25 protein-coding genes are annotated in these 25,476 nt (G+C 64.9%); 9 read left to right on the forward strand and 16 right to left on the reverse strand.

Annotation, left to right across the window (positions count from 1 at the left end; all coding sequences use genetic code 11):
• Positions 1 to 30: 30 nt before the first annotated feature.
• From K2U94_RS19070 to K2U94_RS19080, 3 genes are all read right to left on the reverse strand, one after another.
• Positions 31 to 297 carry a BQ00720 family protein gene (locus K2U94_RS19070; RefSeq protein WP_243068728.1) on the reverse strand — a complete coding sequence of 89 codons (267 nt, stop codon included), beginning with the start codon at positions 295 to 297 and terminating at the stop codon, positions 31 to 33.
• Between the two features lie 57 nt (positions 298 to 354).
• On the reverse strand, positions 355 to 783 hold the full coding sequence (locus K2U94_RS19075) for an Hsp20 family protein (RefSeq protein ID WP_243068729.1): 429 nt from the start codon (positions 781 to 783) through the stop codon (positions 355 to 357).
• A 109-nt stretch (positions 784 to 892) separates the two neighbouring features.
• The gene (locus K2U94_RS19080) at positions 893 to 1,888 is read right to left on the reverse strand and encodes a 2-hydroxyacid dehydrogenase (protein WP_243068730.1); all 996 of its coding nucleotides are present in this window, start codon (positions 1,886 to 1,888) and stop codon (positions 893 to 895) included.
• A 214-nt stretch (positions 1,889 to 2,102) separates the two neighbouring features.
• Here K2U94_RS19080 and K2U94_RS19085 point away from each other — a divergent pair, with 214 nt between their 5' ends.
• Entirely contained in the window at positions 2,103 to 2,672 is a 570-nt protein-coding gene (locus tag K2U94_RS19085; RefSeq protein WP_243068731.1) for an SH3 domain-containing protein, read from the forward strand.
• 6 nt (positions 2,673 to 2,678) lie between these two features.
• On the opposite strand, the gene K2U94_RS19090 is transcribed toward K2U94_RS19085, so the two are convergent.
• The 3 genes from K2U94_RS19090 to K2U94_RS19100 all read right to left on the reverse strand — a co-directional run bounded on the left by K2U94_RS19090 (position 2,679) and on the right by K2U94_RS19100 (position 4,093).
• Positions 2,679 to 3,053, reverse strand: coding sequence for a protease inhibitor I42 family protein (locus K2U94_RS19090; protein WP_243068732.1), 375 nt, complete (start codon positions 3,051 to 3,053; stop codon positions 2,679 to 2,681).
• Positions 3,050 to 3,328: a helix-turn-helix domain-containing protein gene (locus K2U94_RS19095; protein ID WP_243068733.1), complete on the reverse strand. Its 279-nt coding sequence runs from the start codon at positions 3,326 to 3,328 to the stop codon at positions 3,050 to 3,052. Before K2U94_RS19095 ends, K2U94_RS19090 begins: the two co-directional genes overlap by 4 nt.
• A gap of 75 nt (positions 3,329 to 3,403) precedes the next feature.
• Positions 3,404 to 4,093 carry an AraC family transcriptional regulator gene (locus tag K2U94_RS19100; protein WP_243068734.1) on the reverse strand — a complete coding sequence of 230 codons (690 nt, stop codon included), beginning with the start codon at positions 4,091 to 4,093 and terminating at the stop codon, positions 3,404 to 3,406.
• 249 nt (positions 4,094 to 4,342) lie between these two features.
• On the opposite strand from K2U94_RS19100, the gene K2U94_RS19105 reads away from it, so the two are divergent.
• Both K2U94_RS19105 and K2U94_RS19110 read left to right on the forward strand, forming a co-directional pair.
• Positions 4,343 to 5,212, forward strand: a complete 870-nt coding sequence (locus tag K2U94_RS19105; protein WP_243068735.1) for a hypothetical protein — start codon at positions 4,343 to 4,345, stop codon at positions 5,210 to 5,212.
• A gap of 22 nt (positions 5,213 to 5,234) precedes the next feature.
• Entirely contained in the window at positions 5,235 to 5,579 is a 345-nt protein-coding gene (locus K2U94_RS19110) for a hypothetical protein (RefSeq protein WP_243068736.1), read from the forward strand.
• Here K2U94_RS19110 and truA read toward each other — a convergent pair.
• The 3 genes from truA to def are packed head-to-tail and all read right to left on the reverse strand — an operon-like array spanning position 5,573 to position 7,805.
• Positions 5,573 to 6,310: a tRNA pseudouridine(38-40) synthase TruA gene (gene truA / locus K2U94_RS19115; protein ID WP_243068737.1), complete on the reverse strand. Its 738-nt coding sequence runs from the start codon at positions 6,308 to 6,310 to the stop codon at positions 5,573 to 5,575. The genes K2U94_RS19110 and truA overlap by 7 nt on opposite strands.
• Positions 6,297 to 7,247 carry a methionyl-tRNA formyltransferase gene (gene fmt / locus K2U94_RS19120; protein ID WP_243068738.1) on the reverse strand — a complete coding sequence of 317 codons (951 nt, stop codon included), beginning with the start codon at positions 7,245 to 7,247 and terminating at the stop codon, positions 6,297 to 6,299. The genes truA and fmt overlap by 14 nt, the downstream gene beginning before the upstream one ends.
• Positions 7,248 to 7,250: 3 nt before the next feature.
• Complete coding sequence (gene def / locus K2U94_RS19125; RefSeq protein WP_243068739.1) at positions 7,251 to 7,805, reverse strand: peptide deformylase; 555 nt, start codon at positions 7,803 to 7,805, stop codon at positions 7,251 to 7,253.
• Between the two features lie 125 nt (positions 7,806 to 7,930).
• On the opposite strand from def, the gene K2U94_RS19130 reads away from it, so the two are divergent.
• Both K2U94_RS19130 and K2U94_RS19135 read left to right on the forward strand, forming a co-directional pair.
• Entirely contained in the window at positions 7,931 to 9,040 is a 1,110-nt protein-coding gene (locus K2U94_RS19130) for a DNA recombination protein RmuC (protein ID WP_243068740.1), read from the forward strand.
• A gap of 306 nt (positions 9,041 to 9,346) precedes the next feature.
• Positions 9,347 to 9,676, forward strand: a complete 330-nt coding sequence (locus K2U94_RS19135) for a hypothetical protein (protein ID WP_243068741.1) — start codon at positions 9,347 to 9,349, stop codon at positions 9,674 to 9,676.
• Positions 9,677 to 9,692: 16 nt separating this feature from the next.
• Here the strand turns inward: K2U94_RS19135 and K2U94_RS19140 are convergent, their stop codons facing one another.
• The 7 genes from K2U94_RS19140 to K2U94_RS19170 form a co-directional block, all read right to left on the reverse strand.
• Complete coding sequence (locus K2U94_RS19140) at positions 9,693 to 10,106, reverse strand: hypothetical protein (protein ID WP_243068742.1); 414 nt, start codon at positions 10,104 to 10,106, stop codon at positions 9,693 to 9,695.
• 2 nt (positions 10,107 to 10,108) lie between these two features.
• Complete coding sequence (locus tag K2U94_RS19145; RefSeq protein WP_243068743.1) at positions 10,109 to 11,632, reverse strand: efflux transporter outer membrane subunit; 1,524 nt, start codon at positions 11,630 to 11,632, stop codon at positions 10,109 to 10,111.
• Positions 11,629 to 12,813: an efflux RND transporter periplasmic adaptor subunit gene (locus K2U94_RS19150; protein ID WP_243068744.1), complete on the reverse strand. Its 1,185-nt coding sequence runs from the start codon at positions 12,811 to 12,813 to the stop codon at positions 11,629 to 11,631. The genes K2U94_RS19145 and K2U94_RS19150 overlap by 4 nt, the downstream gene beginning before the upstream one ends.
• Positions 12,803 to 15,952, reverse strand: a complete 3,150-nt coding sequence (locus tag K2U94_RS19155; protein ID WP_243068745.1) for an efflux RND transporter permease subunit — start codon at positions 15,950 to 15,952, stop codon at positions 12,803 to 12,805. Before K2U94_RS19155 ends, K2U94_RS19150 begins: the two co-directional genes overlap by 11 nt.
• A gap of 159 nt (positions 15,953 to 16,111) precedes the next feature.
• On the reverse strand, positions 16,112 to 17,485 hold the full coding sequence (locus K2U94_RS19160) for a sensor histidine kinase (protein WP_243068746.1): 1,374 nt from the start codon (positions 17,483 to 17,485) through the stop codon (positions 16,112 to 16,114).
• Complete coding sequence (locus K2U94_RS19165; protein ID WP_243068747.1) at positions 17,472 to 18,158, reverse strand: response regulator transcription factor; 687 nt, start codon at positions 18,156 to 18,158, stop codon at positions 17,472 to 17,474. The genes K2U94_RS19160 and K2U94_RS19165 overlap by 14 nt, the downstream gene beginning before the upstream one ends.
• Positions 18,159 to 18,232: 74 nt before the next feature.
• Positions 18,233 to 19,957, reverse strand: coding sequence for a SulP family inorganic anion transporter (locus K2U94_RS19170; protein WP_243068748.1), 1,725 nt, complete (start codon positions 19,955 to 19,957; stop codon positions 18,233 to 18,235).
• Between the two features lie 569 nt (positions 19,958 to 20,526).
• On the opposite strand from K2U94_RS19170, the gene K2U94_RS19175 reads away from it, so the two are divergent.
• The 4 genes from K2U94_RS19175 to K2U94_RS19190 all read left to right on the forward strand — a co-directional run bounded on the left by K2U94_RS19175 (position 20,527) and on the right by K2U94_RS19190 (position 25,257).
• Positions 20,527 to 21,108, forward strand: a complete 582-nt coding sequence (locus tag K2U94_RS19175; RefSeq protein WP_243068749.1) for a hypothetical protein — start codon at positions 20,527 to 20,529, stop codon at positions 21,106 to 21,108.
• Positions 21,109 to 21,134: 26 nt separating this feature from the next.
• Positions 21,135 to 22,280, forward strand: a complete 1,146-nt coding sequence (locus K2U94_RS19180) for an AAA family ATPase (RefSeq protein WP_243068750.1) — start codon at positions 21,135 to 21,137, stop codon at positions 22,278 to 22,280.
• Entirely contained in the window at positions 22,277 to 23,617 is a 1,341-nt protein-coding gene (locus K2U94_RS19185) for an SEL1-like repeat protein (RefSeq protein ID WP_243068751.1), read from the forward strand. Before K2U94_RS19180 ends, K2U94_RS19185 begins: the two co-directional genes overlap by 4 nt.
• A gap of 188 nt (positions 23,618 to 23,805) precedes the next feature.
• Positions 23,806 to 25,257: an amino acid permease gene (locus K2U94_RS19190; protein WP_425332537.1), complete on the forward strand. Its 1,452-nt coding sequence runs from the start codon at positions 23,806 to 23,808 to the stop codon at positions 25,255 to 25,257.
• The last annotated feature ends 219 nt before the right edge of the window (positions 25,258 to 25,476 follow it).

The raw sequence follows: 25,476 nt of genomic DNA on the forward strand, positions 1-25,476 counted from the left end.
ATGACAACCCTCGCGGCGAGAAGATCGACGTCAATGCAGGCTCACCGTGGCGAGCTGGTGCTCCCAGGCGTTGGCGACGGCGGCGGCCTTGCTGTCGGCAAGCACGATCGGCTCGCCATCGGCGCCGACCAGCGCGAACAGCTGCATGCCGGGCTGGAGCCCCTGAATTTGCGGGAACAGGGCCTGCGCTTCTTCCGACTTCATCGGCCGGACATAGGCGATCGCGCCCTGGCCGAGATGAACAAACTGGTCGGGTGTCAGCGGTCCCGGAACGTGATGGTGATGTTCGTTGGTCATTGTCTTCACCCTTTCTGCGCTCTCTCGAAGAGACGCGCCCAGCGTGCGGACTGAAGTTCAGCTCCGCACAGTGATCTCAATATTCTTAATGATTCGCTCCGGTTCTGGGCGGACGAGATCGACCGACAGCAATCCGTCGGCGAGATCGGCGCCGAGCACCTGCATCCCCTCCGCGAGGAGGAAGGCGCGCTGGAACTGGCGCGCCGCGATGCCGCGATGGAGGAACTGGCGTTCGCGGTCGTCCTGCTGGCGACCGCGAATGACGAGCTGACCCTCTTCAAGCGTGATCGCGAGCTGGTCACGGCTGAAGCCCGCGACCGCAAGCGTGATGCGCAGCCGCTCCGGCAGATTGCCGTCGCGAGGCAGGCGCTCGATATTATAGGGCGGATAGCCGTCGGAGGCGGTGCGCGTCACGCGCTCCAAGGCCTTCTCAATCTCATCAAAGCCCAGAAGAAAGGGCGAATTCATCAAAGTCGGACGCGACATTTCGAAGCCCTCTCAGGCGCCTCGTGGAAGCCGAGGGCCCGGAGCGCCCCCGCGGTTTTCACCGCCCGGATATGGCGTCGGGTTATATTCGTTTCAAGAGCGCGCGCGCTTACAGCATGGACGGAAGCACGCGGTCCGGCGGGCGGTGGCCGTCCATGAAAGTCTTCACATTGATGATGACTTTCTCGCCCATGTCGATGCGGCCTTCGATGGTCGCCGAGCCCATGTGCGGAAGCAAAGTGACCTTGCCGTTTTCGGCCAGTTTCAGCAGCCGGGGCGAGATCGCCGGTTCGTGCTCGAACACGTCGAGCCCGGCGCCCGCGAGTTCCCCCGCCTCCAGCATGCGAACCAGGGCGTTCTGGTCGATGATGTCGCCGCGCGCGGTGTTGACGATGATCGCGCCGGAATGGAGATGTTTCAGGCGGCGCGCCGACAAGAGATGAAAGGTCGCCGGCGTCTGCGGGCAATTGACCGAAACGATATCGACGCGGGCCAGCATCTGGTCGAGCGAATCGTAAAAGGTCGCGCCGAGCTCCTGCTCGATCGCCGGGGCGACCGGGCGGCGGTTGTGATAGGCGATCGACAGGCCGAAGGCTTTCGCCCGCCGGGCGAGGGCCTGGCCGATTCGGCCCATGCCGACGATGCCCAGGCGCTTCCCGGTGATGCGCCGCCCGAGCATCCAGGTCGGCGTCCAGCCGGCCCAGGGTCCGGCGACCAAAACGCCCGCGCCCTCGACGAGGCGGCGCGACACCGCCACGATCAGGCCCATGGTCATGTCGGCGGTGTCTTCGGTCAGCACGCCGGGCGTATTGGTGACGGTGACGCCCCGCCGCAGCGCCGAGGTGACATCGATATGGTCCACGCCATTGCCGAAATTGGCGATGAGCTTGAGGCTCTCGCCGGCCTGGGCGATGAGATGGGCGTCGATGCGATCGGTGATGGTGGGCACGAGAACATCGGCGGTGCGGATCGCCTCGGCCAATTGGCCTTGAGTCATCGGCGCGTCGGTTTCGTTGAACCTTGCATCGAACAATTCGCGCATGCGCGCCTCTACCGGCTCGGGAAGCTTGCGAGTGACGATGACGAGCGGCGCGGTTTTGCCCATGGATATTCCGTTTCTCCCTGCGCCGTTCGCGTCGGTCCGCGCGACGGCGCTCGCCTAAACCAGTCGTTAACGATGGTCGGGCGAGAAAGATCGTAACACGATTTCTCCCGGCGCCGCCGTCCTGCTTCCTAGCAGATGCCTTGGCAAAAACAAGGACGGCGATCCTTTTGCCGCTTCGGCGGCGGATGGGCGCGGGACAAAGAAAGACAGCGAGATGGCGAACTGGACGCGGCGGCTTCTCCGCTTTTCCTTCATCGCGATGGCGCGCGCGCGGGTTTTGGCCGCCCTGACCGGCGCCGCGCTCGTGTTTGCCGGCTTTTCGGCGGCGCGCGCGCAGCAAGCCGTCGGCCCTGTGACCGGCCTGCCGCTGCCGCGTTATGTCAGTCTAAAGTCGGATCATGTGAATTTGCGCGAAGGACCGTCGAAGGACCACGCCACCAAATGGATCTACCAGCGCGCCGGACTGCCGGTCGAGATCACCGCCGAATTCGACACCTGGCGGCGCATCCGCGATTCGGAAGGGGCCGAAGGCTGGGTCTTCCATTCGCTTCTGTCCGGCAAGCGCACCGCGCTCGTCGCCCCTTGGAAAAAGGACGTCCCGCCCCTCCCTTTGCGCGCCGATTCGAACAATGACGCGCGAATCGTCGTCAAGCTCGCGCCGGGCGTCATCGTCAGCGTGAAGTCCTGCGACGGAAAATGGTGTCGCGTGAAAATCGACGGCTATGACGGCTATATGATCCAGACCAATCTCTGGGGCGTCTATCCCGGCGAAAAAGTGAATTGAGCGCCGTCATCGCGCGTCAAAACGGAAAATCAATCTTTGCGTCGCCGAGGCGTCGCCCTCCCAGGGGCGCCGGTTCTTGACGCGGATCGAAAACGGCCCCGCCCGTTTGACCGCAAGAGTGAATTCGCGGGTTCCCGGCGCGCCGATCAGCCCGCTCCGCGCGGTCCAATAGTCGGCGACCACGGCCGCGGCTGACGGCGGATCGACCTCGATCGCCCAGACGTAGCCGGTCGAAGGATTTTCCGGCAGGCGCAGGGCGATCGTCTCGCCTGCCGCGACGGCGCGGACGACCCCGGCGTCGGCCTCGGTCAGGATGTCCGCCGCAAGCGCGCGGCCGCAAAAACAGGCGATGACGAGCACGGCGGCCAGAGCGACCTTCATCGCGCGCTCCCCCTTTCGCCACGCCGCGCCGCGCGCCATCGCGCCGGCGCCAGTCCCGACCAGGCCTTGAAGGCGCGGGTGAAGGCGCTTTGCTCGGCGAAGCCGAGCTGCGCCGCGACCGCCGCGATCGGGACGTCTTTGGTCAACAGGCTTCGCGCCGCCTCGAATCGCGCCTCGTCGGCAAGGCTTGAATAGGTTGCGCCGTAGCTTTCCAGGCGATTGGCGAGAGTCCGGGCGCTGACGCCCAGCTCGCGGCAGACATCGTCGCGGGACATCCCGCCCGTCCCGATCTGGCTGCGAATGACGAGCCTGACGGCGGAAAGGAAATCGCCCGGGGCGCTGGCGACCGCCTATTCGAGGAGCGGCGCGAGGACGTCCACATAATCCGGCCTGCGCTCGCGCGCCGGCTGGCCAAGGATCGCCGCGTCGAAGACGAGGCAGGAGCAAGGCTCGAGAAAATCGACCGGCGCTTCGAAAAAACGCAGGAATGGCGCCTTGTCGCGGGGCGGCGCACGACCGAGACGGACCCGTTGGGGGCGCCATTGCGGACCGCAGAGCTGGCGCATGATGTTGCAAGCGATCGCTCCCGAGCCGTCCTCGATCTGATCGACCGCCTCGATGTTCGGCGCCGTGACGGCATAGCCGAACGAGGCCTGATTCTCGTGGATATCGAGAAAGGTCGCTCCCCCGGTCTCGCTTGTCCTGAGCGTGTCGTTGATGACGCGCAAAGCCTCGCGCACGGTCGAGGAATGCAACGCAACGAGCCCTGTGAGGCCGATGGCGCTCGCTTTCGTTCTGGCCCCGACGCGCAGCCCGAAGCTTTCGCAGCCCGTCGCCTCCACGCTTTCGGCTACCAGCCGCCCGAGCGCCGCATAGGGCATCACGTTTTCCGGGTCCGAGAAAATAAGGGGATCGAGGCCCGCGCGCCGCAATACGGCGTCGACATCGGCGCCAAGCTCGCGGAGCACGACGGGAATGGCGGCGATGTTGCGGATCTTGGCGGTCGCTTCGCGCCGCCTGCTCTGAGCGGTGAGGTCCATCGCCGCCGCCTTTCCTTCCAGAACACTCGATCCGCCGGTCGAGACGGCGCCCCGACCGCAGCTTTCCCAAACAGTCAAATTTCGGCTCGTCAAAGTCAATACGGCCGAAACGTGGCAGGATAACTTGCTCGCTGTCCGGGCGGCGCGGGACCGCCCCGGCTTTTACGGATGACATGCATATCAATCGCGGGCCGCGCGAGGGCCGCTCTTGCCGAGACGCCAGCGTTGCGCGGCAAAGGAGAGGGGAACATGCGCTCATTGTGGAAATGGGCCGCACCAGCGCGGCCGATCGGCGCGTTTTTGGCCGTCGCGCTTCTGTTGATCGCTGGCCTCGCGGCGCCTTCAAAGGCGCAGGAGGGCATCGAAAAGGATTTCGGAATCTTCCGCGCCTGTTCCGGCGATGTCTGGAAACTCTGCTCGGACGTGTTGCCCGATGTCGGGCGGCTCAAAAGCTGCGTTCAGAACAAGATGGGCCAGCTTTCCAAAACCTGCCTCAATTCGCTGCTTGGAGCGATGGCCGGCTCGTCCTTCAAGATCTGCAAGAACCAGACCTATGCGCTTTGCGCCGCGGCGCGCTGCAATGTCTATGACGGCGTCGCCTATTGCCAATGCGACGTGAAACATGACGACAGCATCAGCCTGCCGTTCACGATGGGCAAGGACCAGGACATCTGCGCCACCAACGCCGCCGGCGTCAAAGCCAATTACATGATCAGCACCTACAGCCTGCCGGAATCCATCGCGTCGCCGCAAGGCGGGGGCGCCGTCTATACGTGCCCGAGCAACAGTTCCGACGGCGCCTATGCCCAGTGCGACGGCGGAATCTGCTTCAAGAGCACGGAAGAAATGAGTTTCCCGGGCTTCGACAAGTCGATCCCGAAGGGACAGATCATCTGCTCCTGCCCCATCACCCAGGCCAAATCAGGCCGCTCGCAAGGTTTTCAAATCCTCGGGCCCTACCCCTGCGACAAATCGTTCTTCAAATATTGCAAGAGCGCGACCGCCAACGGCAAGACCGGCTCGACCATCTATGTCGGCGCACCCATCGGCAGGGCGGCGGCGCTGGCCGCCAAGCTCAACGGCAAGGTCCCGCCGCTCAACGAGTGCAAGCCTGATTAAGGTTGAACCGATGCGAGGGGGCATGAACAAAGCGCTGATCATCGCGTCGGTCGGCGAGGCGCTGACGGGACTGGCCTTGCTGCTGGTCCCGTCGCTGGTCGGCGAACTTCTGCTGGGTACGTCGTTGGCGGGCGTCGCGGCGGCCATGGCGCGCGTGGCGGGCATCGCCCTGATCGGCCTCAGCGTCGCGTGCTGGCCCGACCCGCCGTCGCTCGGCATGCTGATCTACAGCGGCGCCGTCGCACTCGGTCTAGCCTATCTTGGTCTCTTCGCGGGCCTGCACGGCGTCCTGCTTTGGCCGGCGGTCGCCGCCCATGTCGTTCTCACCGCGCTCCTGATCAGGGACTCGATGACCGTGCGTCAATAATCCACGCCGATCAAATAAAGCCCCGCCGCCGGCGCGACCTGGCCGCAGCGGGCGCGGTCGCAGGCGCCGAGCGCCGCTTTCAAATCCTCCGCGCGCCATTTGCCCGAGCCGACATGCTCCAGAGAGCCGACCATCGAGCGCACCTGGCGATGCAGAAAGGCGCGGGCGCTGGCGTGAATGTGGATTTCATCGCCCTTGCGGACCACGTCAAGCTTATCGAGGGTGCGCACCGGATTTTCGGCCTGGCAGTCGGAATCGCGAAAAGTCGAGAAATCATGGCGGCCGATGAGACATTGCGCCGCCTCATGCATGGCGGCGGCGTCGAGCGGGCGCTTGACGAGCCAGGCGCGCCCGGCGTCGAAAGTCAGCGGCGCGCGGCGATTGACGATGCGAAAGAGATAATGCCGCGCCTTGGCCGAAAAGCGCGCGTCGAAATCTTCGGCCGCGGCTTCGACCAGCAAAATCGCCACCTTTTCCGGCCGCATCTGCGCGTTCAACGCTTCGCGCAACTTGTCGGGACGCCATTCGCGCGCGAGATCGACATGGCCGACCTGCGCCGCGGCATGGACCCCGGCGTCCGTGCGCCCGGCGCCGCGCAAGCCCCCCCGCGCCGGTTCGAGCCGGGAGAGCGCGCTTTCGATGATTTCCTGGACCGAAAGCCCGTTGGCCTGCCGCTGCCAGCCGACATAACCGGTCCCATCATATTCGATGACGAGCTTATAGCGCGGCATGCTGCGCCTGGACAAGAACATCGCCGACGGTAAGCCGCGCCCCGCGGAAAAACTCCTCCCCGGAAACGACGCTCCGCCCCGCGCGCTGGATTTCCAGCAGCCGGATCGCGCCGTCGCCGCAGGCGACGCGCGGCGTTTCGTCAAGCACTTCGCCAGGCTTCCCCGCGCCCACGGCCGGCGCGGCGCGCATAATTTTCACCCGTTCCGGTCCCCTGCCGAAATCCGCCTCGAAAAAAGCGCCGGGGAAAGGCGACAGTCCGCGAATGAGATTGTGCAATTCCCCCGCCGACCGGTTGAAATCGACCCGCGCCTCGGCCTTGTCGATCTTGCGCGCGTAAAGCACACCTTCCTCGCTCTGGGGCTGGAATTGCAGCCCGCCGCGCTCCAAAGCCGCCAGCGCCCGGCCGATCAGATCGGCGCCGAGCGCGGAGAGCCGGTCATGGGCCTCTCCCGCGGTCATCTCAGGCGTGATCGTCAGTTTCTCGGCCATGGCGATGGGGCCGGTGTCGAGCCCCTCCTCCATCTGCATCACCTCGACCCCGGTCTCGCGATCGCCAGCCATGATCGCGCGCTGGATCGGCGCCGCGCCGCGCCAGCGCGGCAAAAGCGAAGCGTGAAGGTTGAGGCAGCCGAATTTCGGCGCCTCCAGCGCCGGCCGGGGCAGGATCAGCCCATAGGCGACAACCACCGCGACATCGACGTCGAAGGATCGGAATTCCTCGATCGTCTCGGGCTCGCGAAAATTCCTCGGTGTCAGGACCCTAAGGCCATATTTTTCCGCCGCCGCATGGACCGGCGACGGCGTCAGTTCCAGTCCGCGCCGCCCGGCGGGTTTCGGCGCGCGGGTATAGACCGCCGCGATCTCATGGCCGCGGCCAAAAATTTCGGCGAGCGGCGCCAGCGCGAAATCCGGCGTGCCCATGAAAATGACGCGCATGAATCAGCCCAGTTTCTCGCGGATTTCCGGCGCGCGCGGGGCAGCCGGCTCGGTGAGGCGGGCGGCTTTGGCGAATTTCTTGATCGCGCGCTCGCGCTTCAGCCGCGACAGATGGTCGATGAACAATTTGCCGTCGAGATGGTCGATTTCGTGCTGGAGACAGGTGGCGAGCAGACCTTCGGCCTCGATCTCACGGCGCTGGTTGTCGCGGTCAAGAAAGCGCACGCGCACCTTCGCCGGGCGGCTCACCTCCTCGTAATAATCCGGCACCGAGAGACATCCTTCCTCGTAGATCGAGGAATCGTCGGAACGTTCGAGGATTTCGGGGTCGGCGACGAATAGAGGCGCCGGTTCCTCGTCCTTCTTGGCGAGATCGATCACGATGACGCGCTTGGCGACGCCGATCTGGATCGCGGCAAGCCCAATGCCGGGCGCGTCATACATGGTCGCCAGCATGTCATCCATCAGGGCGCGCACGGAATCGTCCACCACGCCGACATTCTGGCTGACGGCGCGCAGGCGGGGGTCCGGAAGACACAGGATAGAACGGATAGCCATGACAGCGAACTCTAGCGGAATTTGCCTTCTGAGATAAGTGGGCTGGCGGGACGCGTCAAATGGGCTGTGCACATAAGCTGTAATATGTTCGATTTTTGTTCATTGATTCCTGCTTTGATCGCGCCATGACGGATCACCTTCTGTTCGATATTTTCAATTTCCCGGCAACGGCCTATGAACTCGTCGCCGCGGTCGCGCTGCTGGCCCTGTTCGCGCTCGGCCTTTTCGCGCGCGACAGGCGCGCGCGGGGCGACGCGCAGATGCAGGCGCTCGCGCGATCTCACGCCGAAATGGCCGGCCGCCTGCAGACGCTCGCCGAAATTCTCGGCGGCCGCCAGGCCGATTTCGCGCGCGCGGTCGCTGAAAAGCTCGATACTTCGGCCCATCGCGTCAATGAAAGGCTGGAGACTTCGACCCGGGCGACGCTGGTCAATTTGAGCGCGCTCAATGAACGCCTCGCCCTGATCGACGCCGCGCAAAATCGGCTCGCCGGGCTGACCGAGGAAGTGGTCGGCCTGAAGGAGATTCTCGGCAACAAACAGGCGCGTGGCGCCTTCGGCCAGGGACGGATGGAGGCGATCATCCGCGACGCCCTGCCGGCAAGCGCCTATGCGTTTCAACACACGCTCTCAACCGGCGCGCGGCCCGATTGCGCGCTGAAACTGCCCGGCGACGACAAGATTCTGGCGGTGGACGCCAAATTCCCGCTCGAAGCTTTCACCGCCCTGAAGGAGGCCGGCGACGAGGCGGCCAAAAAGGCGGCGCAGGCGCGGGTGCGCGGCGATCTCGCCAAACACATAAAGGACGTGTCCGAGCGCTATCTCCTGCCCGGCGAGACCCAGGACGTCGCGATCCTGTTTGTGCCCTCGGAATCGCTTTTCGCCGATTTGCACGAACATTTCGACGACGTGATTCAGAAGGCCCATCGCGCCCGGGTGCTGATCGTCTCGCCCTCGCTGCTGCTCATGGCGATCCAGGTCCTGCAGGCTCTGGTCCGCGACGCTCTGGTTCGCGACCAGGCCCATGTCATCCAGGCCGAAACGCGGCGCCTCGTCGAAGACGTCGCCCGCCTGCGCCAGCGCGCGCTGAAACTCGAAAGCCATTTCCGCCAGTCGCAGGACGACCTTTCCGCGATTCTCGTTTCATCGGAAAAGATCGCGCGCGCCGGCGAGCGCATCGACCGCGTCGATTTCTCCCGCGACGAGGGCCAGGGCTTTTTCGAAGCGGCGCAATGAAGCGCGTCATCGCGCACGAAACAAGCGGAACCGTCCCTCGATCCTGCCGTCTCGGCGGAAGAATCGGGCCGCATGTACGGCGATCCCGGCTCCATTGCGCCTGCGCCGATCCCGAAGCGCCAGGGCCGCTCCCAAACCTGCGCCATTAAAAAATATTTTAGTCGCCGCCGCCGTTGGTCCGCCTTGGTTCGCGCCCATTTTAAAAATGTTCAACGCTCCTTCCGCCCCGGTCTCAAAGGACCGTCGCCGCCAGAAGCCTAATACCTCGTCGGGTCCAGGGCCCGACCCGGCCAAGGAGATCGAAAGATGCAAAATTTGTCTTTTTTATCCAAAGCGTTGGCGCTCGCCGCTTTTGCCGCCTTCGCCGCCAGCCCCGCCGCCGCAACGGTGCGGACAGCCCAGGGTCAAACCTATTGGTCGGGCGATCCGGGGCAGGTGGATCCCGGCGCCTATTGGTCCGGGGGACAAGACCATTTCGATCCGCACCATTACCTTAGCTGGTATGGCGGCGACCCGCAGGATTACCAAATGACCGTCTATTCGACGCATCGGGGCGCCGCCCGCTGCGTCTGGCGCGAGCGCGTTATCAATACCTACTGGGATTTCCAGCACCCCTATGTCAGGGTCTGCGACTGAGCCGGGCCGGAAGGGCTCACGCCCCGTCGTTTTTCGCGGCGTGGCGGCCATCGGCGCAGCCGTCCGCGTGATGGGTCGCGCACCAGAAAGCGCGCGGCCCCGGTTCGGACACGGGCGTCGGCGCACGACGGACGCAAAGCCCCGCCTCTGCCCACCACGATCCCAGCTTGTCGCCGCGATCGACAGGCTGGAGGCCCAGCGCAGGCTGATGCCAATAGACGCAATCGTTGCAGGCGACAGGTTCATTATTGGCGTCCGCCGCCGCAAATTCCCCACACCCCTGCCCGCCATGCGTCGTCGGCCAATGGGAAATCCGGTCCGAAACGCTCGAAGGCTTGGGCGCGTGCCGCCGGCACCACCCTTCGCGCGGACGCGCCATCTTCCAGAAGCCGCACTGGTCGCAGCGGCCCTTGCCTGCCATATCCTCCACCGTCAATGCCCTCCCGCTTCGGCGGTGATCGCCGGCTTGCCCTGCGCGCTGGGATCCTGACCCCGCCATCCGAGCACCGCGATATTGGGAACTTGCGGCGGCTGGGGCGGCGGCGCCTGCCCCGACCACCCGCCGCCAAGCGCCAGCATCAGTTCGACATATTGCTCGAGCAGGCGCGTCTTCGCCGCAAGATCGGCGCGCTCGGCTTGGAGCGCAGCCGACTGAGAAGTCACGACATCCAGCGACGAGGCCGCGCCATCCTTGTATAGACTCATGGACATGTCCAGCGCCCTCTGCGCGGCTTTCGCGGCGGTCGAGAGCGACGCGCTTTCGATCCCCAGCCATTTGATGGAGGCGAGCGCGTTTTCGACCTCCTGATAGGCGGCGAGAACCGAGCCCTTGTAATCGGCGGCTGCGGCGGAAAAATCCGCGCGCGCCGCGTCCAGCGCCGCCTGGCGCTCGCCGCCGTCGAAGATCGGCGCCGAGAGCGCCGGCCCGTAGCTCCACAAGGAATTATGGAAATTCAGCAGATCGAGATTGGTCGACTGGGTGCCGCCGGACAGAAGAATGTAAAAGCGCGGCAGAAAATCGGCCTTGGCCGCGCCGATCCGCTCGCTCGTCGCATAAAGCAGCCGCTCCCTCGCCGCCACGTCGGGGCGGCGCAGCAGCAGGCTCGCCGGAGCGGCGCGGGGCGGCCGCGGCGTCGCCGGCTGGACGGCGGAGGGCGGGATTTTGAACAGGGATGCGTTCTGGCCGGCAATCGCCGCGAGGGCGTTTTCCAGCACGGCGCGCCCCTGGGCGATTTCGGCGGCCGCCGCTTTCGCATTGGCGAGTTGAACCTTGGCGCGCTCGACGTCGATCGGTGGCGCGATATTCTCGTTGAGGCGCTCCTGGGTGAGGTCGAGCGCGGATTGATAGACCTTGATCGTGCGCGCAAGCAAAGCGGCCTGGGCGTCGGCGCCCCGCAAGGCAATATAGGTTCTGGCCAAGGAGGCGTGGAGCGAGAGCCGGGCGGCGGCGAGCAGATCGTCATTGGCCTGGGCGCCGACCTTGGCCGCCGTCACAAGGTCATGAACCCGGCCCCACAGGTCGATCTCCCAGCTCAGTTGGCCGAACAATTGGTTGGCGCCAAAATAATTCGGCTGATCCAGCGAGCGAAGCGGCCGATGCTGCGACTGTTTGTTGTAGCTCAGCTCCGGCATACCGATGACGGTCGGAAAGAACGCCGAATTCGCAAGGTCGAGGAACGCCTTGGCGCGCTGGTATCTCGCGAGGGCCGCGGCATAGTCCGGATTGTCGAGTTCGATCAGTGCTTCGAGCCGGTCAAGCTCGTGGTTGCGAAAGGTCCGCCACCAATCTTCGGTCAGCGCAGCGCGCCGCCCCGGCGGCGCGCTGTCCTTGAATTTTTGCGGTGCGGCGAACTTCGGCCGCGCATAAGGAGGCGCGAGGTCGCAGCCGGCAAGCGCGAAGACGCCGGCGCAGATTCCGACTCGCAGCGCGAGGGAGGGGGAAAAACCCAACTTCATTCCTGGGCTTCCGCCGACTTCGGAGAGGAAATGTGGACGACGTCGCCATCGGCCAATGTTTCGGACGGATTGTTCACGATGCGGTCGTGGGGACCCAGGCCGGAGGCGATAATGATTTCTGCCCCCAAATCCTTGGCGATGACCACATCCTTGAACTTGATCCGGTTTTCTTTGTCCACCGTTGCGACGCGCGTGTTGTGCTCACCGGTCGAAAGGGCGCTCGAGGGAATGCGCAGCTGGTGGGGATTGATCGGCAATTCGAAATGAACGTCGGCATAGGAGCCGGGGAACAGGGCGCCATCGGGGTTAGGCGCGTCGACTTCGACGAGAAGACTGCCGTTGGCCGCGCCGATCGAATTGGAGGTCGTGGCGATCGTGCCGTGGAACTTGCGGCCCTTCGACTGCGGCGTGGTGAAAACCACCTTCATGCCCGGGGTGAGAACGGCGGAATAGACCTGCGGCGCCTGGACATAGAGACGCACGGCGTGAACGTCGGCAACCTTGAACAAAGGCTTGGCGTTGCCCCCCTGCGCCACATAGGAGCCGATGTCGATATTGCGGGCAGTGACGACGCCATCGAAGGGCGCAACGATCCGGGCGAACAATTTCTGGGACTTCAGCCGTTCGAGATTGGCCTTGGCCGCGCCGAGATCGGCCAGCTTGACCTGATAATCGCTGGCCTTTTCGTCCGCGGATTGTTTGGAAACCGCCGAAGACTTGCGCAGCGCCGCCCAGCGTTCGGACGTAACCTTGGCGAGCTCAAGGGCCGCCTCCTGGCGACTCACCTGCTCGTTCGCCCGGGCGAGCTGGTCGTCGAGTTCGGGTGTGTCCACCACGGCGAGCAGATCGCCCTTTTTGACGACGGCGCCGATGTCGGTCTGCCAGTTCTTGATATAGCCCGCGACTTGGGCGTAGATCGAGGCCTCGTACCAGGCCGAAATTTTGCCCGGAAGCGAAAGGGCCTCCGGCTTCGTGTTGTAAGTCGGCTCGATGACGCTCACGTTCGGTATCGCGCGCCCGCGCGTCCATTCCGCGAGCTGTTTCTCCGACTGCCAGCGTTGCGAGAACGAATAGGCCACGAAAGCGGCGAGAAGCACGGCGGCCGCCAGAATCAGCCAAGGGCCGACGCTTCGTCCGCGCACGGCAATGGTCTGCGCCTCGGAGGCTAGTTCATTTTTCATGGGACGCCTCGTTGGAAGGCCTCGACTTGCGCGAATGGGCCATGCCGAATACCACGGGAACGAAAATCAGGGTAGCTACGGTTGCGAAAATCAGGCCGCCGATCACGGCGCGGCCGAGCGGCGCGTTCTGCTCGGCGCTCAGCGCCATCGGCCCCATGCCGATGATCATCGCGAGCGCCGTCATCAGCACCGGCCGGAAACGTCCGACGCCGGCGTTCAGCGCCGCCTCGAAGGGCTCCAGCCCCTCGGCCAGCTGCTCGCGGGCGAAACTGACCACCAGGATCGAATTGGCCGTCGCCACGCCCATGGTCATGATCGCGCCGGTGAGCGCCGGAACGGAAAGGGTCGTGTGGGTCGCAAACAGCATCCAGGCCACGCCCGCCAGCGCCGCCGGCAGCGCCGAGACGATCACGAAAGGATCGGTCCAGGACTGGAAATTGACCACTATCAGCAGATAGATCAGCACGACCGCGAGCGCCAATCCCTCATAGAGCTGGGCATAAGCGGAATTCATCGTCGCCGTCTGGCCTCGCAGGACGATCTGCGTGCCGCGGGGGCGCTGCGACTGGAATTCGTCGAGGATCTTGATGACGTCGGCGGAGACGGCGCCGAGATCGCGTCCGGTGTTGCTCGCGAAAATGTCGATCACCGGCTGAACATTATAGTGGGACACGACGGCGTCGGTTTCCTTGCGCCCGATATCGGCGACCGCGCCCAGGATCTGCGGCGACTTGCCGAGCGACACTGGAATCCTCGCCAGGTCCTGAAGCGACTTCATCCAATATTGCGGCGTCTGGACCACCACGGGATAGGACACGCCATTCTTCGGATTGAGCCAGAAAACCGGACTGGTCTGGATCGAACCGGCCAAGGTGATGAGCATCGACGTGGCGATGTCTTTTTCGGACACGCCAAGCCTGTTGGCGAGAATGCGGTTGACATCCACGTTGATCGTCGGCTGGTCCGCCGGTTGCTGAATGCGGGCGTCGGCGACGCCCGGCACCTGGGCGATGCGCTTCAGAAGCCTGTTGGCCAGCGCGCGGTTGGCGACCTGGTTGTTACCGATGACCTGAACGTCGATCGGAGCCGGCAGGCCGAAATTGAGGATCTGCGTCACAATATCCGCCGGCAGGAAGGAGAAGGTCGCCTCGGGGAAAAGCTCGGGGAGATTCTCGCGCAGCTTGCGGACAAGCTTCCCGCTGTCCTTTTCCTTGCCGTCCTCCAGAGTGATCAGAATGTCGCCATCGGCGGAACCGATCGTTCCCGAATTGCTGTAGGCCATGTTGATGCCGCTGATCGGCAGGCCGATATTGTCGACCATCGAAGAGATGACCCCCGGGCCCACGATCTCCTTGATCGCGCTCTCGACGCGCGAAAACAACCGACCGGTTTCCTCGATGCGCAGCCCGGTGGGGCCGCGGACATGGAGCTTCATCTGAACCGTCTCCACCGCCGGGAAGAAATTCTGGCCCAATGTCGGCACGAGGGCCAGGGAAACGGCGACGAAGCCCAGAAAGCCGGCGATGAATATTTTCCGCCGCCGCATCGCCGCCACCAGCACGCCCTCATAGCCGCGGCGCGTCGCGGCGAAACGCCGCTCGAACCCGTGCTGGAACCGTCCAAATATCGTGCGCGCCGGCGCGTCCGGATCGTGAGCGTGTCCCGCCAGGAGGTAGTTCGCCATCGTCGGCACCAAAGTGCGCGACAGCAGATAGGAGCCCATCAGCGCGAAAATGACCGCCTTGGCCATCGGCCGGAACAGATAGCCGGAAATGCCGCCGAGGCTGAACATCGGCACGAACACGATGCAGATGCACAAAAGCGAGACCGTGGCCGGAATGACGATCTGGCGGGCGCCGTCCATGATCGCCGCCTCGATCTCCTTTTTCTGTTCGAGCTGGAAATTGATGTTCTCGATCGTCACCGTGGCGTCGTCCACCAGAATGCCGACCGCCAAAGCGAGGCCGCCCAAGGTCATGACATTGATGTTTTCGCCCGTCGCCGCCAGCAGGGTGACCGAGGTCAGGATGGCGAGCGGGATGGAAATGATGATGATGACGGTCGAGCGCCAGCTTCCCAGGAAGATCAGGATCATCAGGCCGGTCAGCGCCGCCGCCAGCACGCCTTCGAAGATCACCGAATGGACCGCGTTTTCGACGAAGGGCGACTGGTCGCCGACGGCGACAAGCTTGAGCGCTGCGGGCAGCATTTCGCGCACCCGCGGCAGCAGCGCCTTGACGCCGTTGATGACGTCGAGCGTCGAGGCTGAGCCGGCCTTGAGGATGGTCATCAGCACGGCGTTGGAGCCGTCGACGCGAACCATGTTGATCTGCGGCGGAAAGCTGTCGTGGGCATAGGCGACGTCGCCGACGCGCACCGTCGCGCCGTCGACCGTCCGGATCGGCAATTGGTTGAGCTCGGGGACCGTCTTCGGCGAATCGTTCAGATGGACGACATATTCCTTGTCGCCGATCTTTTGGGTGCCGACCGGGATGATCAGATCCTGATTGCCGACCGCGCGGACAACGTCGTCCGGCGACAGGCCATAGGCGCGCAGCTTCGCCTGATCGACGTCGATCTGCACCTGCCGCACCTTGCCGCCATATGGCGAAGGCACCGCCGCGCCGGCGACCGTCGCCAGCTGGGGACGGATCAAATTTTGCCCGAAGTCGAAAATCTTCGACTGGGGCAGGGAGCTGCTCGACAAAGCGAGCTGGATGACCGGCACGCTGGAAGCGTTGAAGCTCAGCACGTATGGCGGCGTGATGCCGGGTGGCAAAAGCTTCAGGACGGTCTGCGACGCGGCGGTGATCTGGGCGAGCGCCGCGTTGATGTTCACCGTCGGCTGGAAAAAGACCTTCACCACGCCATAGCCGGCGAGCGACTGAGATTCGATGTGCTCGATGTCATTGACCTGCGAGCTGAGCGTGCGCTCGTAATAATAAATGACGCGTCCGGACATGTCCTCGGGCGGCAGGCCATTATAGCTCCAAACCACCGCGACGACCGGGATGCGGATGGCCGGGAAAATATCGACCGGCGTACGAACCCAGGATAGGACGCCGAAAATGACGATCAGCATCGCCATGACGACGAATGTATAGGGCCGCTTGAGCGCGATACTGACGAGAGCGAGCATTAAACCTTACGAAATTCTCTATTGACGGGCGATGGACCCGCGATCCGCCGGGTTATAGTCGGCGCCCCTTAGCCGAGCAAACTAAAATGTTTTTTATCCGGGCGCCGCGTCAGCCGGTCGCGGGGCCAAGCCTGTGGACAAGGCCGGCCGTCGACATTTTCAGGCCTTTCCCGGCCCCGTGGCGCTCCGTTCCGTCAATTTGAATCGGGCCCCGGGCGCGTTATCGGCGAGAACGAGGTCCATGCCGTGGAGGCGGGCGATGGTCTCGACGATGCTGAGGCCCAGGCCGGAGCCAGGCAGGTCCGCGCCGTTCGTGGCCCGGGCGAAGCGGCGGAAAATATCGTGGACTTCGGCCGCCGGCACGCCGCGCCCGTTGTCGCTGACCTCGATTTGGGCCAATCCCGCCTCCTCCGTCGCCGAAACCCGCACTGCGCCGCCGCGGGGGGTGAATTTGAGCGCATTGTCGATGAGATTGGCGACCGCCTCGCGCATCAGGTCGGGATCGCCTTTGCGGATCACGGGCCTCGCCGCGTCGAGGCGCAGACTCACGCCCTTGGCCTCGGCCAGAGGCAGAAAAAATTCACGCAGCTCCGCGCAGACGCCGGCGAGATCGATTTCGGCGAAGGCGGAATGGCGATGCTCGCGCTCGATGGCGGAAACGCGCAGCAGGGCGGCGATCGCCGTCATGGCGCGGTCGAGCTGGCGCAGGGCGCTCTGGATCGGCGGGCGCAGGCTGGAGCCCCGGGGCGCCTCGGCCAGAGCCCGGTCGAGAATGGCTCGGACATTGACCAGCGGCGTGCGCAGGTCATGGGCGATATTGTCGCCGACGGTCGCAAGCTGGCTCATCAGGCGCTCGATTTCGTCGAGCATGTGATTGACCGAGGCGATGACGCCGTCGAGTTCGTCGAGGCCCGACCGGCTCGGCAGCCGCGCGCGCAGGTCGCCGTTCACGACTTCGGCGATCGCGCCGTCGATGTCCTTTATCCGCGCGGCGGTGCGTCGGGCGAAAAAGAATCCCATGGCGAGGGCGCCCGCCGCGACCGGAAGAATGGCGAAGGACAAAGCACGGCCGAGAATGGAGCGCAGCAGGTCGACTTCCGCGATGCTGCGCCCTAGGACGATGACGTCGCCATCGAGCCGCGCCCGCGCCACCATCAGGGTCGGCTCTGGCTCGCTCTCCGCGGTCAGGCGGAAATCGGGCAGGTAATGGCTGCGGCCGTCCGCCGGTATGTCCGGCTTGCGGTCGAGATTGCCGAACAGGAGGCGGCCGGAGGAATCGTAAAGCGCGACATAATTGAGGCGCCGGAAATCGCGGGTGAGCCGCAGCGACAGCGCCCGGCGCAGGCGCGCGTCGTCGCTGGCGGCGGCTTTCCTGGCCTCATCGACGAAAACGGCGCGCAATTGGGAAATCCGCGACGCCGTCGCCGCCTCGAAAACGAAGACGAACACGCCCCCGGTCAGCAGGACGATCGCCAGGGCGAAAGCCGCCGCCAGCCTCAGGGGCGTCGAGCGGATCAGGTCACGCGGCGACATCGAGCACGAATCCTTCGCCGCGCAGGTTGACGATCAGCTTTTTTTCGCCGGGCGCATCGAGCTTGACCCGAAGATTGCGGATATGAACGTCCACGACATTGGTCTGAGTGTTGAAACGATAGTTCCAGACGTCTTCGAGCAGCATCTTGCGGGTGACCACCTGGCCCGGCCGGCGCATGAAATATTCGAGCAGCTTGAATTCGCGCGGAAGAAGGTCGATCGAGCGTCCCTCGCGCAGAACCCTGCGCGCGATCAGGTCCATTTCGAGCGGTCCGGCGCGCAAATGCGGGGCGTTGGCGCAGGCCTCGCGCCGGGCGAGCGCATCGACGCGCGCGGAAAATTCGACCATGGCGAACGGCTTGACCAGATAATCGTCGCCGCCGGCGCGCAGGCCCGCGACGCGATCGTCCACGCCGCCCATCGCGCTGATCATCAGAACCGGCGTCCGGTTTCCGCTGGCGCGCAGCATTTCCAGCAGCGCCAGCCCGTCGGCGCCCTTGAGCTTGCGGTCCATCACCAGAACCGTGGCGCGGCCCGAAAGCGCGGCCTCGACGGCCTCCGCGCCGGTCTCGCTCCAGAACACGCGATAGCGCCCGGACAATTCCTTGATGATGGCCTGGGCCAGCTCCTTTTCGTCCTCGCTGACATAGATGGATTGTTTCGAGCCGTGCATATCGATTCTCTGGCGCCTGCGCCTTCCTGTTTAAAGTGATTTCCAGCAGGATTTTTGTCCGGAAACCGGCATCGTCATTCTGGAAATCCTGTTCCCGCGCGAGCGACCGCCGCGCCGGGCGCGAGCCGTCCCGTCGCTTCATCGACGGTGTGGAAAATGAGCGACCCTTCGTTCGAAGGCGCTCCGCCAAGGGCGTCGAACAGGCCATATCTGGCGAAGGCCGCCTGCGCCCGCAAGGATTCGAGCCTCGCCACCGCGAAATCCACCCCCTTGTGGCGGCAGAGGCGGATCGCGTCGAGGAGGCTCCGCGCCGCGGTATAATCGATCACGTCGATGGCGCTGGCTTCGAGCACGAGCAGTTTCAGCCCCGGCGCCTCGGCGACCTCGGTGAGTTGGCGCTGGAACCTTTCGGCGTTGAGGAAGGAAAGCGGCGCCTGAAAGCCGACGACCTTGACGCCTTCGAGTCTTTCGCCGGCGACGTCCTCGTCTTCCGGCCACCACACCGTCTTGCCGGGCAGGCGTTCGAAAACGCGAAGATCGGTCTGGGTCATGGTCCACACGCCATGGATGAGGGAGAGAATGATGGCGAGGGCGACGCCGGTCTGGACGGGAATCAGGACCACAGCGAACAGGGTCGCGAGCAGAAGGAAAAATTCGGGACGCGAGCGGGCGGCGATGTCGCGCATGACGCCGAGGCGAAAAATGTGGCTCGCAATATAGAAAAGGATGGCGGCGAGCGCCGCCTCCGGCGTATGGCGCAGGAAAGGCTCGCCGAAAGCCGCGACCAGAGCGATTGCGACGCAGGCGGCAAGCCCCGCGATCTGGGTTTCGCCGCCCGATTCCGCGACGATCGCGGTGCGTGGCGGGCTCGCATTGACCGCGAAACCGCCGAACAGGCCTGACAGGATCGAGCCCGCGCCAAGGCCGAGGAAATCCCGGTCGATTTCGGCCGGCTCGCCGGGCATGCCGGGAAAGGAGCGCGAGGTCGCCGCGCTCTGGGCCATGACGATGACCGCGACGATCGCCGCAAGGCCCAGAACCCTGGTGAAATCTTCCAAACCAGCAATGGGCGCGGCCGGGCGCGGCGGCGCGACGTCGAAGGCCCCGATGGTGGGAAGCCCTTGGCCTTCGAGGCCAAGAGCCATGACTGCGGCGGTCGCGCCGACCAGAGTGATCAAGGGCCCGGGCAGGCGCGCGCCGATCCGTTCGATCATAAGGATCGCCGCCAGGCAGAGCGCGCCCGTCGTCAGAGCCACGGGCCTGGTTTCGCCGATATGGCCGGCGATATCCGCGATCCGCTGAAGACTGCCGCCCGATCCGGCGGCGATCCCCAAAAAAGATGGAGTCTGCGACAGGACGATATGGACGGCGATTCCCGCCAGGAAGCCGGTCAGAACGGGGATCGAGAACAGATTGGCGACCCATCCGGCGCGAAACAGGCCGGCGCCCGCCAGAAACAGCCCGACCATGAGCGAAAGCAGGGCCGCCAGCGTCACATATTCCGGCCCGCCGGCCGGCGCCATGCCGGCGAGTGAAGCCGCGAAAATCGGCGTGATGGTCGAATCCGCGCCCGAGGAGAGATAGCGGTTGGCGCCGAAGAACGCGAAGGCGAGCGACCCCGCGATGAAGACGTAAAATCCGATATGCGGCGAGAAGGAGCCCAGCCGCGCCGTCGCCATCTGCTCGGGCGCGGCGACCGCCGCGAGCGTCAGCCCGGCAAGGAGATCGGCCCGCCAGCTCGCCGCCCCGCCCTGCAGGGAATGAAACAGGGGCCAGTTTCTTTTTTTATCCTCAGCCACGCGATTCTCCCCGGCGCAATTTTCGCCCAACGCGCGGGAAAAGGGAACATGCCGGACGGGCTAGAGCGTTTTCCGACCATATTGACGCCATCTGCCGAGGGGATTTCGCGCCGTGGCCAGGAGGGTGGCGACGGCCGTGTCGGGGACACGGCCGAGCCGACCGACGCCGCGACGGCGCGAAAGCCCCCGGCCCGAAGGGTTCGCTTTCGGCGGACGCCCGGCGTCGCGCGCGCCTCGACCGCATCCCCAATGCGCTCTTCGGCGCGCGCTTGCCGGATCGTCTCTCCGAAAGCGAACAGATTGCGTCAATATGGTCGGAAAGCGCTCTAGCGGGTGTCGGATCGTGGCTCGGCTTAAATTTCGGGTTCCCCTTGAACCTGCCGAAGGCATAATGCACCTGCCGCCGGAATTTCGCGCAAGGCTGAATGAGGATGCGGCAGAAATTTTGGCGAAGGGCGAAGCCGGCGCGGAACTCTCGCCAGGGGCCAAGCGTCTTGCTTATGGTTCAGCCCGCGTCTTTGCCGTCTGGCGCCGAGAAAAGGGCGCCGCGCAAACCTTGGATGCCGAGCATGCCCGCCTCGCAATCCGCTCCTCTTCCCGCGGCCCAAGGCGGCGCCCAAGGCGGCGCCCGCGAAGCCGCGCAGGCGATCAAAGGGACCGGCCGCGCCGCTGGCGTGGCCGTGGCGGGCGTTCTGCTGAGCGGTCTCGCCGCCAGCGGACTGTTGATCGGTCAGCCGCCCCTTGCAAGCCGGGGCGCCGGGGCGGAAATCATGACCGTCGCCGCCACGGATATCATCGAAGCCAGCGCCAGCCTCGATCCCGCAAAGGCCTTCGCTTTGGCCGCGGCAGCCCGGCAGTGCCGCGCGCCGCTCGCCTATATCACGCTGTCGAATGCGCCGGGAGAGCCCGACAGCTTCATCCGCATCCGCTCCGGCGCCTATATCTCGCCGCCCTATCATGTCGGCGCAGCGCCCATGCGCGTCGCTCTTCCGTTTCCGAATCCCTATTCAGTCGGCCGTGGCCAGTTGACGGTGGAGGGGCGGCAGAAAGGGCTTCGGGCGACGCTTTATCCGACCTGGGTCAGTCCGGGCGGCCGGAACGGCAATGTGATCGACATCTGGTGGAAGACCGACAAGCCTTGCGGAGGATGATCCGTCGGGATTGAGGGGGCGGACAGATGAAGGGTTTTTTCGAACGCAATCAGACGCTGTCGCTGGTCCTCAGCATGACGGCGGCGTCGCTTCTCACCGCCGCCGCGCTGGCCGCCGTCAGCGGCGGCGGCGCCGCGATCCCACGCCTGTTCACTTTGGCCATGCTGCCGCGGCTCCTGGGCGCCCTCGCCATGATTGGCGGCGGCGCTCTCGCCACTTTTCTCGCCATGCGTCTCGCCCTGGTTTCGGCCAATGTCGCGCAGACCGCCAATGGTCCAGCGGTCGCGCCCGACCAGTTGCGCCTGCTGCGCATCGTCGAGACGCCGGCCATCATCCGGCAAGGACGCACCGCCCAGCAGGCATTGGACGATCTCGACCAGATGATCGGCCTCGCGGCAGTAAAATCCGAGATCAACACCTTGATCGCACGCCTCCAGATCGAGGCCCGCCGGCGCGCCGAAGGGATGAAGGTGACGGCCGTCAGCCAGCATATGGTGTTCACCGGGCCGCCGGGCGTAGGCAAGACCGTGGTCGCCCGCGCCATCGGCGACATCTACCGCGGCCTTGGCGTCTTGAAGCGCGGACATCTGGTCGAAACCGAGGCCAAGGACCTGATCGCCGGCTATATCGGACAGACCGCCGACAAGGTGGACAAGGTCTGCCAGTCGGCGCTCGATGGCATATTGTTCATCGACGAGGCCTATTCGCTCGTCTCGGACAATGCCTCGGCGAGCTTCGGCATGGAGGCGGTCAACACCCTCCTCAAGTTCATGGAAGACCACCGCGACCGGGTGATCGTCATCGTCGCCGGCTATCCGGGGCCGATGCAAAAATTTCTCGATTCCAATCCCGGTCTCGCCAGCCGCTTTTCCAAGACCATCGACTTTCCCAACTATTCGCCGCAGGAGCTCGCGCATATCCTTGATCTCATGGCCAGATCGCAAGGCTTCGCCTTGCCGCAGGGCTACGAGGGCAAGATCGAGTCCTGGGTCGAGGCGAATAGTTCGGCGAAGAATTGGGGCAATGCGCGCTCGGTGCGCAACCTGATCGAGAAAATGCGCGAAGCCCAGGCGGTGCGGCTGGCGCGCGATCCCCATTCCAGCGGCATCGACGAGCTGACGCCGGCCGATCTCGACGCCGCCATCAAGGCGACGGAGGCGCAAGTGCGATGATCGCGCGCTGGCGTTACGCCCATTTCCTGCTCTGGCACGGCGACGCCGCTTATCGGCGGATATGGTTCATCGCGCCGCAATTGCTGGCGCTCGCCGGCGTGAGCTGGCTGCTGATCGAAACGCCCAAACCGTCCGGCTCGCCGCCCGATTGGGGCAAGCCGGCGCTGCCGACCCCGGAGCGCGAGTCGGCGCGGCCGACCCCGGCGGGCGCAGCGGCCGACGCCCTGCGCGACCGAGCCAAGACCGACCCAGCCGCCCTGGCCGAGATCAAGGCTAAAGCCGCGGACGGCGACGCCGTCATGCAGTTCGAGTTGGCGACGCTTTACGATCCGACCTTGCCCATCACGCCGCATCCGCTGGCGCCTAATGCGGAAATGGCCAAGAGCCTCTATCTCACGTCGGCGAAACAAGGCTTAGTGGCTTCCGAGTTCAATTACGGCAATTTCCTCGCCTATGGCCTCGCGGGAACCGCAGCCGATCCCGAAACCGGCCTGCAATGGGTGGTCAAGGCAGCGAAGGCGGGCGATCTCAACGCGCAGCGCGTCGCCGGCAATCTTTACTGGAACGGCATTGGCGCGCCAAAGAACAAGGAGTTGGCCCTGGAATGGTACCGGAAGGCGGCCGACCGGGGGGACCATTATTCGATCATGATGGTCGGAGAGGCCTATTGGGTCGGCATTCCGCCCTTCGCCAAGGACCATGTCGAATCCGTCAAATGGTTTCGCAAGATCGCCTCCAATCCGGCTTTTCCCGCCGTCGCGCGCTATGTCGCCGTCGCCTATCGCGATGGCGACGGCGTCCAAAAAGACCATGAAGAGGCGGTGAAATGGTTCCGCAAGGCGGCGGAAGAAGGCGATCATTTCGCCCAGCGCGAGATCGCCGATTATTATTGGGCCGGAACCCCGCCTTTCGAAAAGGATCGCGTCGAAGCGGTCAAGTGGTATCTCAAGGCCTCGGTCGATCCGGCCTATCCGCTGGTGTGGCGCACGCTGGGCGTCGCCTACCGCAATGGCGACGGCGCGCCCCGCGATCCGCAGGAGGCGATAAAATGGTTCACCAAGGCGGCGGAAGCCGGCGACCCCTTCAGCGCCGCCGAACTCGGAATCGGCTATTTTCTCGGCAATCCGCCTTATGCCAGGGATGACGGCGAGGCGACTAAATGGCTGGCCATCGGCGCCAAATCCAAGACCGAAAGCCTGGCGCAGCGACTGCTCGGCATTTGCTATCTGGAAGGACGTGGCGTCAATCGCGACCCGAAGCTGGCCGATTTTTGGTTGAAACAGGCTCGCGCCAACGGCGACAAGGAAGCGGGAAAACTCTTGCGCACGCTGCGCTGAAGAAGCTTCGCCCTGTGGCCTCTCCCCGCCCAGCGAGGTAAACGGCATGGGCCTGCGGCGCCCAAAACATTCTCATTTATCGGCCTCGCGCCGGATCAGCGCCCCCCACAACTTATGCCGTTCGCCGCCTTGCCGCCGGCGCGGCACAAGCATTAGCATGGCCGGGGACCATATCGGGCGAGGGCGCATTGGGACATAGCTTTTTGGCGCGCAAGGCCATCGCGGATCTGCGCGATGGCGCGGGCGGCGCGGCGCAGGACGGCGGCTTCGCCCGCAGCCTCGGACCGTGGTCGCTGACGGCTTTGGGCGTCGGCGCCATCATCGGCGCCGGCATTTTCGTCCTGACCGGCGCGGCGGCGGCACGCTATGCCGGCCCCGCCGTCGTCCTGTCCTTCGCGCTCGCCGGCTGCGCCTGCGCCGTGGTCGCTTTGTGCTATGCCGAACTCGCGGCGCTGATCCCGGTCTCCGGCAGCACCTATTCCTATGTCTATGCGGCGCTCGGCGAGATTTTCGCCTGGATCATCGGCTGGGACCTGGTGCTCGAATACGCCATGGGCGCGGCGACGGTCGCGGTCGGCTGGTCGGGCTATCTCGTCAGCCTGCTGGCGAGCCTCGGCTTGCATCTGCCGCCGCAATTCACCGCTCCGCCCGGCGCGCATACCGCCGTCGCCGGCGTGACCGGCCTGTTCAACGTTCCCGCGGCGGGTGTGGTCGCCGTCATCACCGGCCTGCTCGTTATCGGGACGAGGGAATCGGCGCGGGTCAACAATATCATGGTCGGCTTCAAACTGGCGGTGGTGCTCGTCGTCATCGTCGTCGGCGGGCTGCATGTCGCGCCGGCCCATTGGACGCCGTTCATGCCCGCGAATTCCGGCGAATTCGGCCATTTCGGCTGGAGCGGGGTGTTGCGCGGCGCGGCGGTGGTGTTTTTCGCCTATATCGGCTTCGACGCGGTCTCGACCGCGGCGCAGGAGGCGCATGAGCCGCAGCGCTCCGTGCCCATCGGGCTCGTCGCCTCTCTGGCCATTTGCACGGCGCTCTATATCGGTGTGGCGGCGGTGCTGACCGGCGTCGTTCCCTATCCGAAACTCGACCGCCCCGACCCGATCTCCGCGGCAATAGACGTCATCGGCCTGCCGTGGCTGGCGGTCACGGTGAAATTCGCCGCGCTCGCCGGCCTCACCACGGTGATCCTGGTCCTGCTGTTCGGTCAGGCCCGCATCATGTACGCCATGGCCAGCGACGGCCTGCTGCCGGCGTTTTTCTCCCGGGTGAACCCGCGTTTTCGCACCCCGGCGGCAAGCCAGATTCTTCTCGGTCTTCTGGTGGCCGCCGTCGCCGGCCTGTTTCCCATCGACCTGCTCGGCGAAATGGTCAGCATCGGCACGCTCGCGGCCTTCGCTTTGGTCTGCGTGGCCGTCATGTATCTGCGCCACAGTCACCCCGAAACGCCGCGTCCGTTCCGCGTTCCGGGCTCGCCGGCCATTCCGACCCTCGGCGTGCTCGCCTGCCTTGGCCTGATGGCGGGGCTGCCCTGGGAAACCTGGGCGCGGCTTCTGGTCTGGCTGGTCCTCGGCATGGCGATCTACTTTTTCTACGGCCATCGCCACGCCCAGAGCCGGCAAGGCGTCAAACATTAGGTTCGGCGGCGAGCGCGCCATGCCGAAGGCGCGGCCACCTCTGGCGAAACGGACGTTGCTCATCGGCAACATGGCGGAAAAATTCGTCGCGTGAAATGCAAGGCTCAAGGCGCGGGTCCGCCCTCGGCCAGGAGCGCGGCAGGAGGTCGTGAAAACGACGAATGTCTCCAGCGCCGATGACTCACTTGCAAAAATTCAGATGATTTCATGGAACCGCGC

The sequence above is a fragment of the Candidatus Rhodoblastus alkanivorans genome, assembly GCF_022760755.1.
In the GTDB taxonomy this organism is placed as follows: Bacteria; Pseudomonadota; Alphaproteobacteria; order Rhizobiales; family Beijerinckiaceae; genus Rhodoblastus; species Rhodoblastus alkanivorans.

What these genes read in the sequence shown, in the direction of transcription:
- K2U94_RS19130 (WP_243068740.1), top strand. Translation starts at nt 7,931, where the DNA reads ATGACGGATCACCTTCTGTTCGATATTTTCAATTTCCCGGCAACGGCC.
- truA (WP_243068737.1), bottom strand. Translation starts at nt 6,310, where the DNA reads ATGCCGCGCTATAAGCTCGTCATCGAATATGATGGGACCGGTTATGTC.
- K2U94_RS19160 (WP_243068746.1), bottom strand. Translation starts at nt 17,485, where the DNA reads ATGTCGCCGCGTGACCTGATCCGCTCGACGCCCCTGAGGCTGGCGGCG.
- K2U94_RS19145 (WP_243068743.1), bottom strand. Translation starts at nt 11,632, where the DNA reads ATGAAGTTGGGTTTTTCCCCCTCCCTCGCGCTGCGAGTCGGAATCTGC.
- K2U94_RS19185 (WP_243068751.1), top strand. Translation starts at nt 22,277, where the DNA reads ATGATCGCGCGCTGGCGTTACGCCCATTTCCTGCTCTGGCACGGCGAC.
- K2U94_RS19105 (WP_243068735.1), top strand. Translation starts at nt 4,343, where the DNA reads ATGCGCTCATTGTGGAAATGGGCCGCACCAGCGCGGCCGATCGGCGCG.
- K2U94_RS19135 (WP_243068741.1), top strand. Translation starts at nt 9,347, where the DNA reads ATGCAAAATTTGTCTTTTTTATCCAAAGCGTTGGCGCTCGCCGCTTTT.
- fmt (WP_243068738.1), bottom strand. Translation starts at nt 7,247, where the DNA reads ATGCGCGTCATTTTCATGGGCACGCCGGATTTCGCGCTGGCGCCGCTC.
- K2U94_RS19100 (WP_243068734.1), bottom strand. Translation starts at nt 4,093, where the DNA reads ATGGACCTCACCGCTCAGAGCAGGCGGCGCGAAGCGACCGCCAAGATC.
- K2U94_RS19165 (WP_243068747.1), bottom strand. Translation starts at nt 18,158, where the DNA reads ATGCACGGCTCGAAACAATCCATCTATGTCAGCGAGGACGAAAAGGAG.
- K2U94_RS19175 (WP_243068749.1), top strand. Translation starts at nt 20,527, where the DNA reads ATGCCCGCCTCGCAATCCGCTCCTCTTCCCGCGGCCCAAGGCGGCGCC.
- K2U94_RS19070 (WP_243068728.1), bottom strand. Translation starts at nt 297, where the DNA reads ATGACCAACGAACATCACCATCACGTTCCGGGACCGCTGACACCCGAC.
- K2U94_RS19080 (WP_243068730.1), bottom strand. Translation starts at nt 1,888, where the DNA reads ATGGGCAAAACCGCGCCGCTCGTCATCGTCACTCGCAAGCTTCCCGAG.
- K2U94_RS19110 (WP_243068736.1), top strand. Translation starts at nt 5,235, where the DNA reads ATGAACAAAGCGCTGATCATCGCGTCGGTCGGCGAGGCGCTGACGGGA.
- K2U94_RS19095 (WP_243068733.1), bottom strand. Translation starts at nt 3,328, where the DNA reads ATGTCCCGCGACGATGTCTGCCGCGAGCTGGGCGTCAGCGCCCGGACT.
- K2U94_RS19155 (WP_243068745.1), bottom strand. Translation starts at nt 15,952, where the DNA reads ATGCTCGCTCTCGTCAGTATCGCGCTCAAGCGGCCCTATACATTCGTC.
- def (WP_243068739.1), bottom strand. Translation starts at nt 7,805, where the DNA reads ATGGCTATCCGTTCTATCCTGTGTCTTCCGGACCCCCGCCTGCGCGCC.
- K2U94_RS19085 (WP_243068731.1), top strand. Translation starts at nt 2,103, where the DNA reads ATGGCGAACTGGACGCGGCGGCTTCTCCGCTTTTCCTTCATCGCGATG.
- K2U94_RS19075 (WP_243068729.1), bottom strand. Translation starts at nt 783, where the DNA reads ATGTCGCGTCCGACTTTGATGAATTCGCCCTTTCTTCTGGGCTTTGAT.
- K2U94_RS19180 (WP_243068750.1), top strand. Translation starts at nt 21,135, where the DNA reads ATGAAGGGTTTTTTCGAACGCAATCAGACGCTGTCGCTGGTCCTCAGC.
- K2U94_RS19150 (WP_243068744.1), bottom strand. Translation starts at nt 12,813, where the DNA reads ATGAAAAATGAACTAGCCTCCGAGGCGCAGACCATTGCCGTGCGCGGA.
- K2U94_RS19090 (WP_243068732.1), bottom strand. Translation starts at nt 3,053, where the DNA reads ATGAAGGTCGCTCTGGCCGCCGTGCTCGTCATCGCCTGTTTTTGCGGC.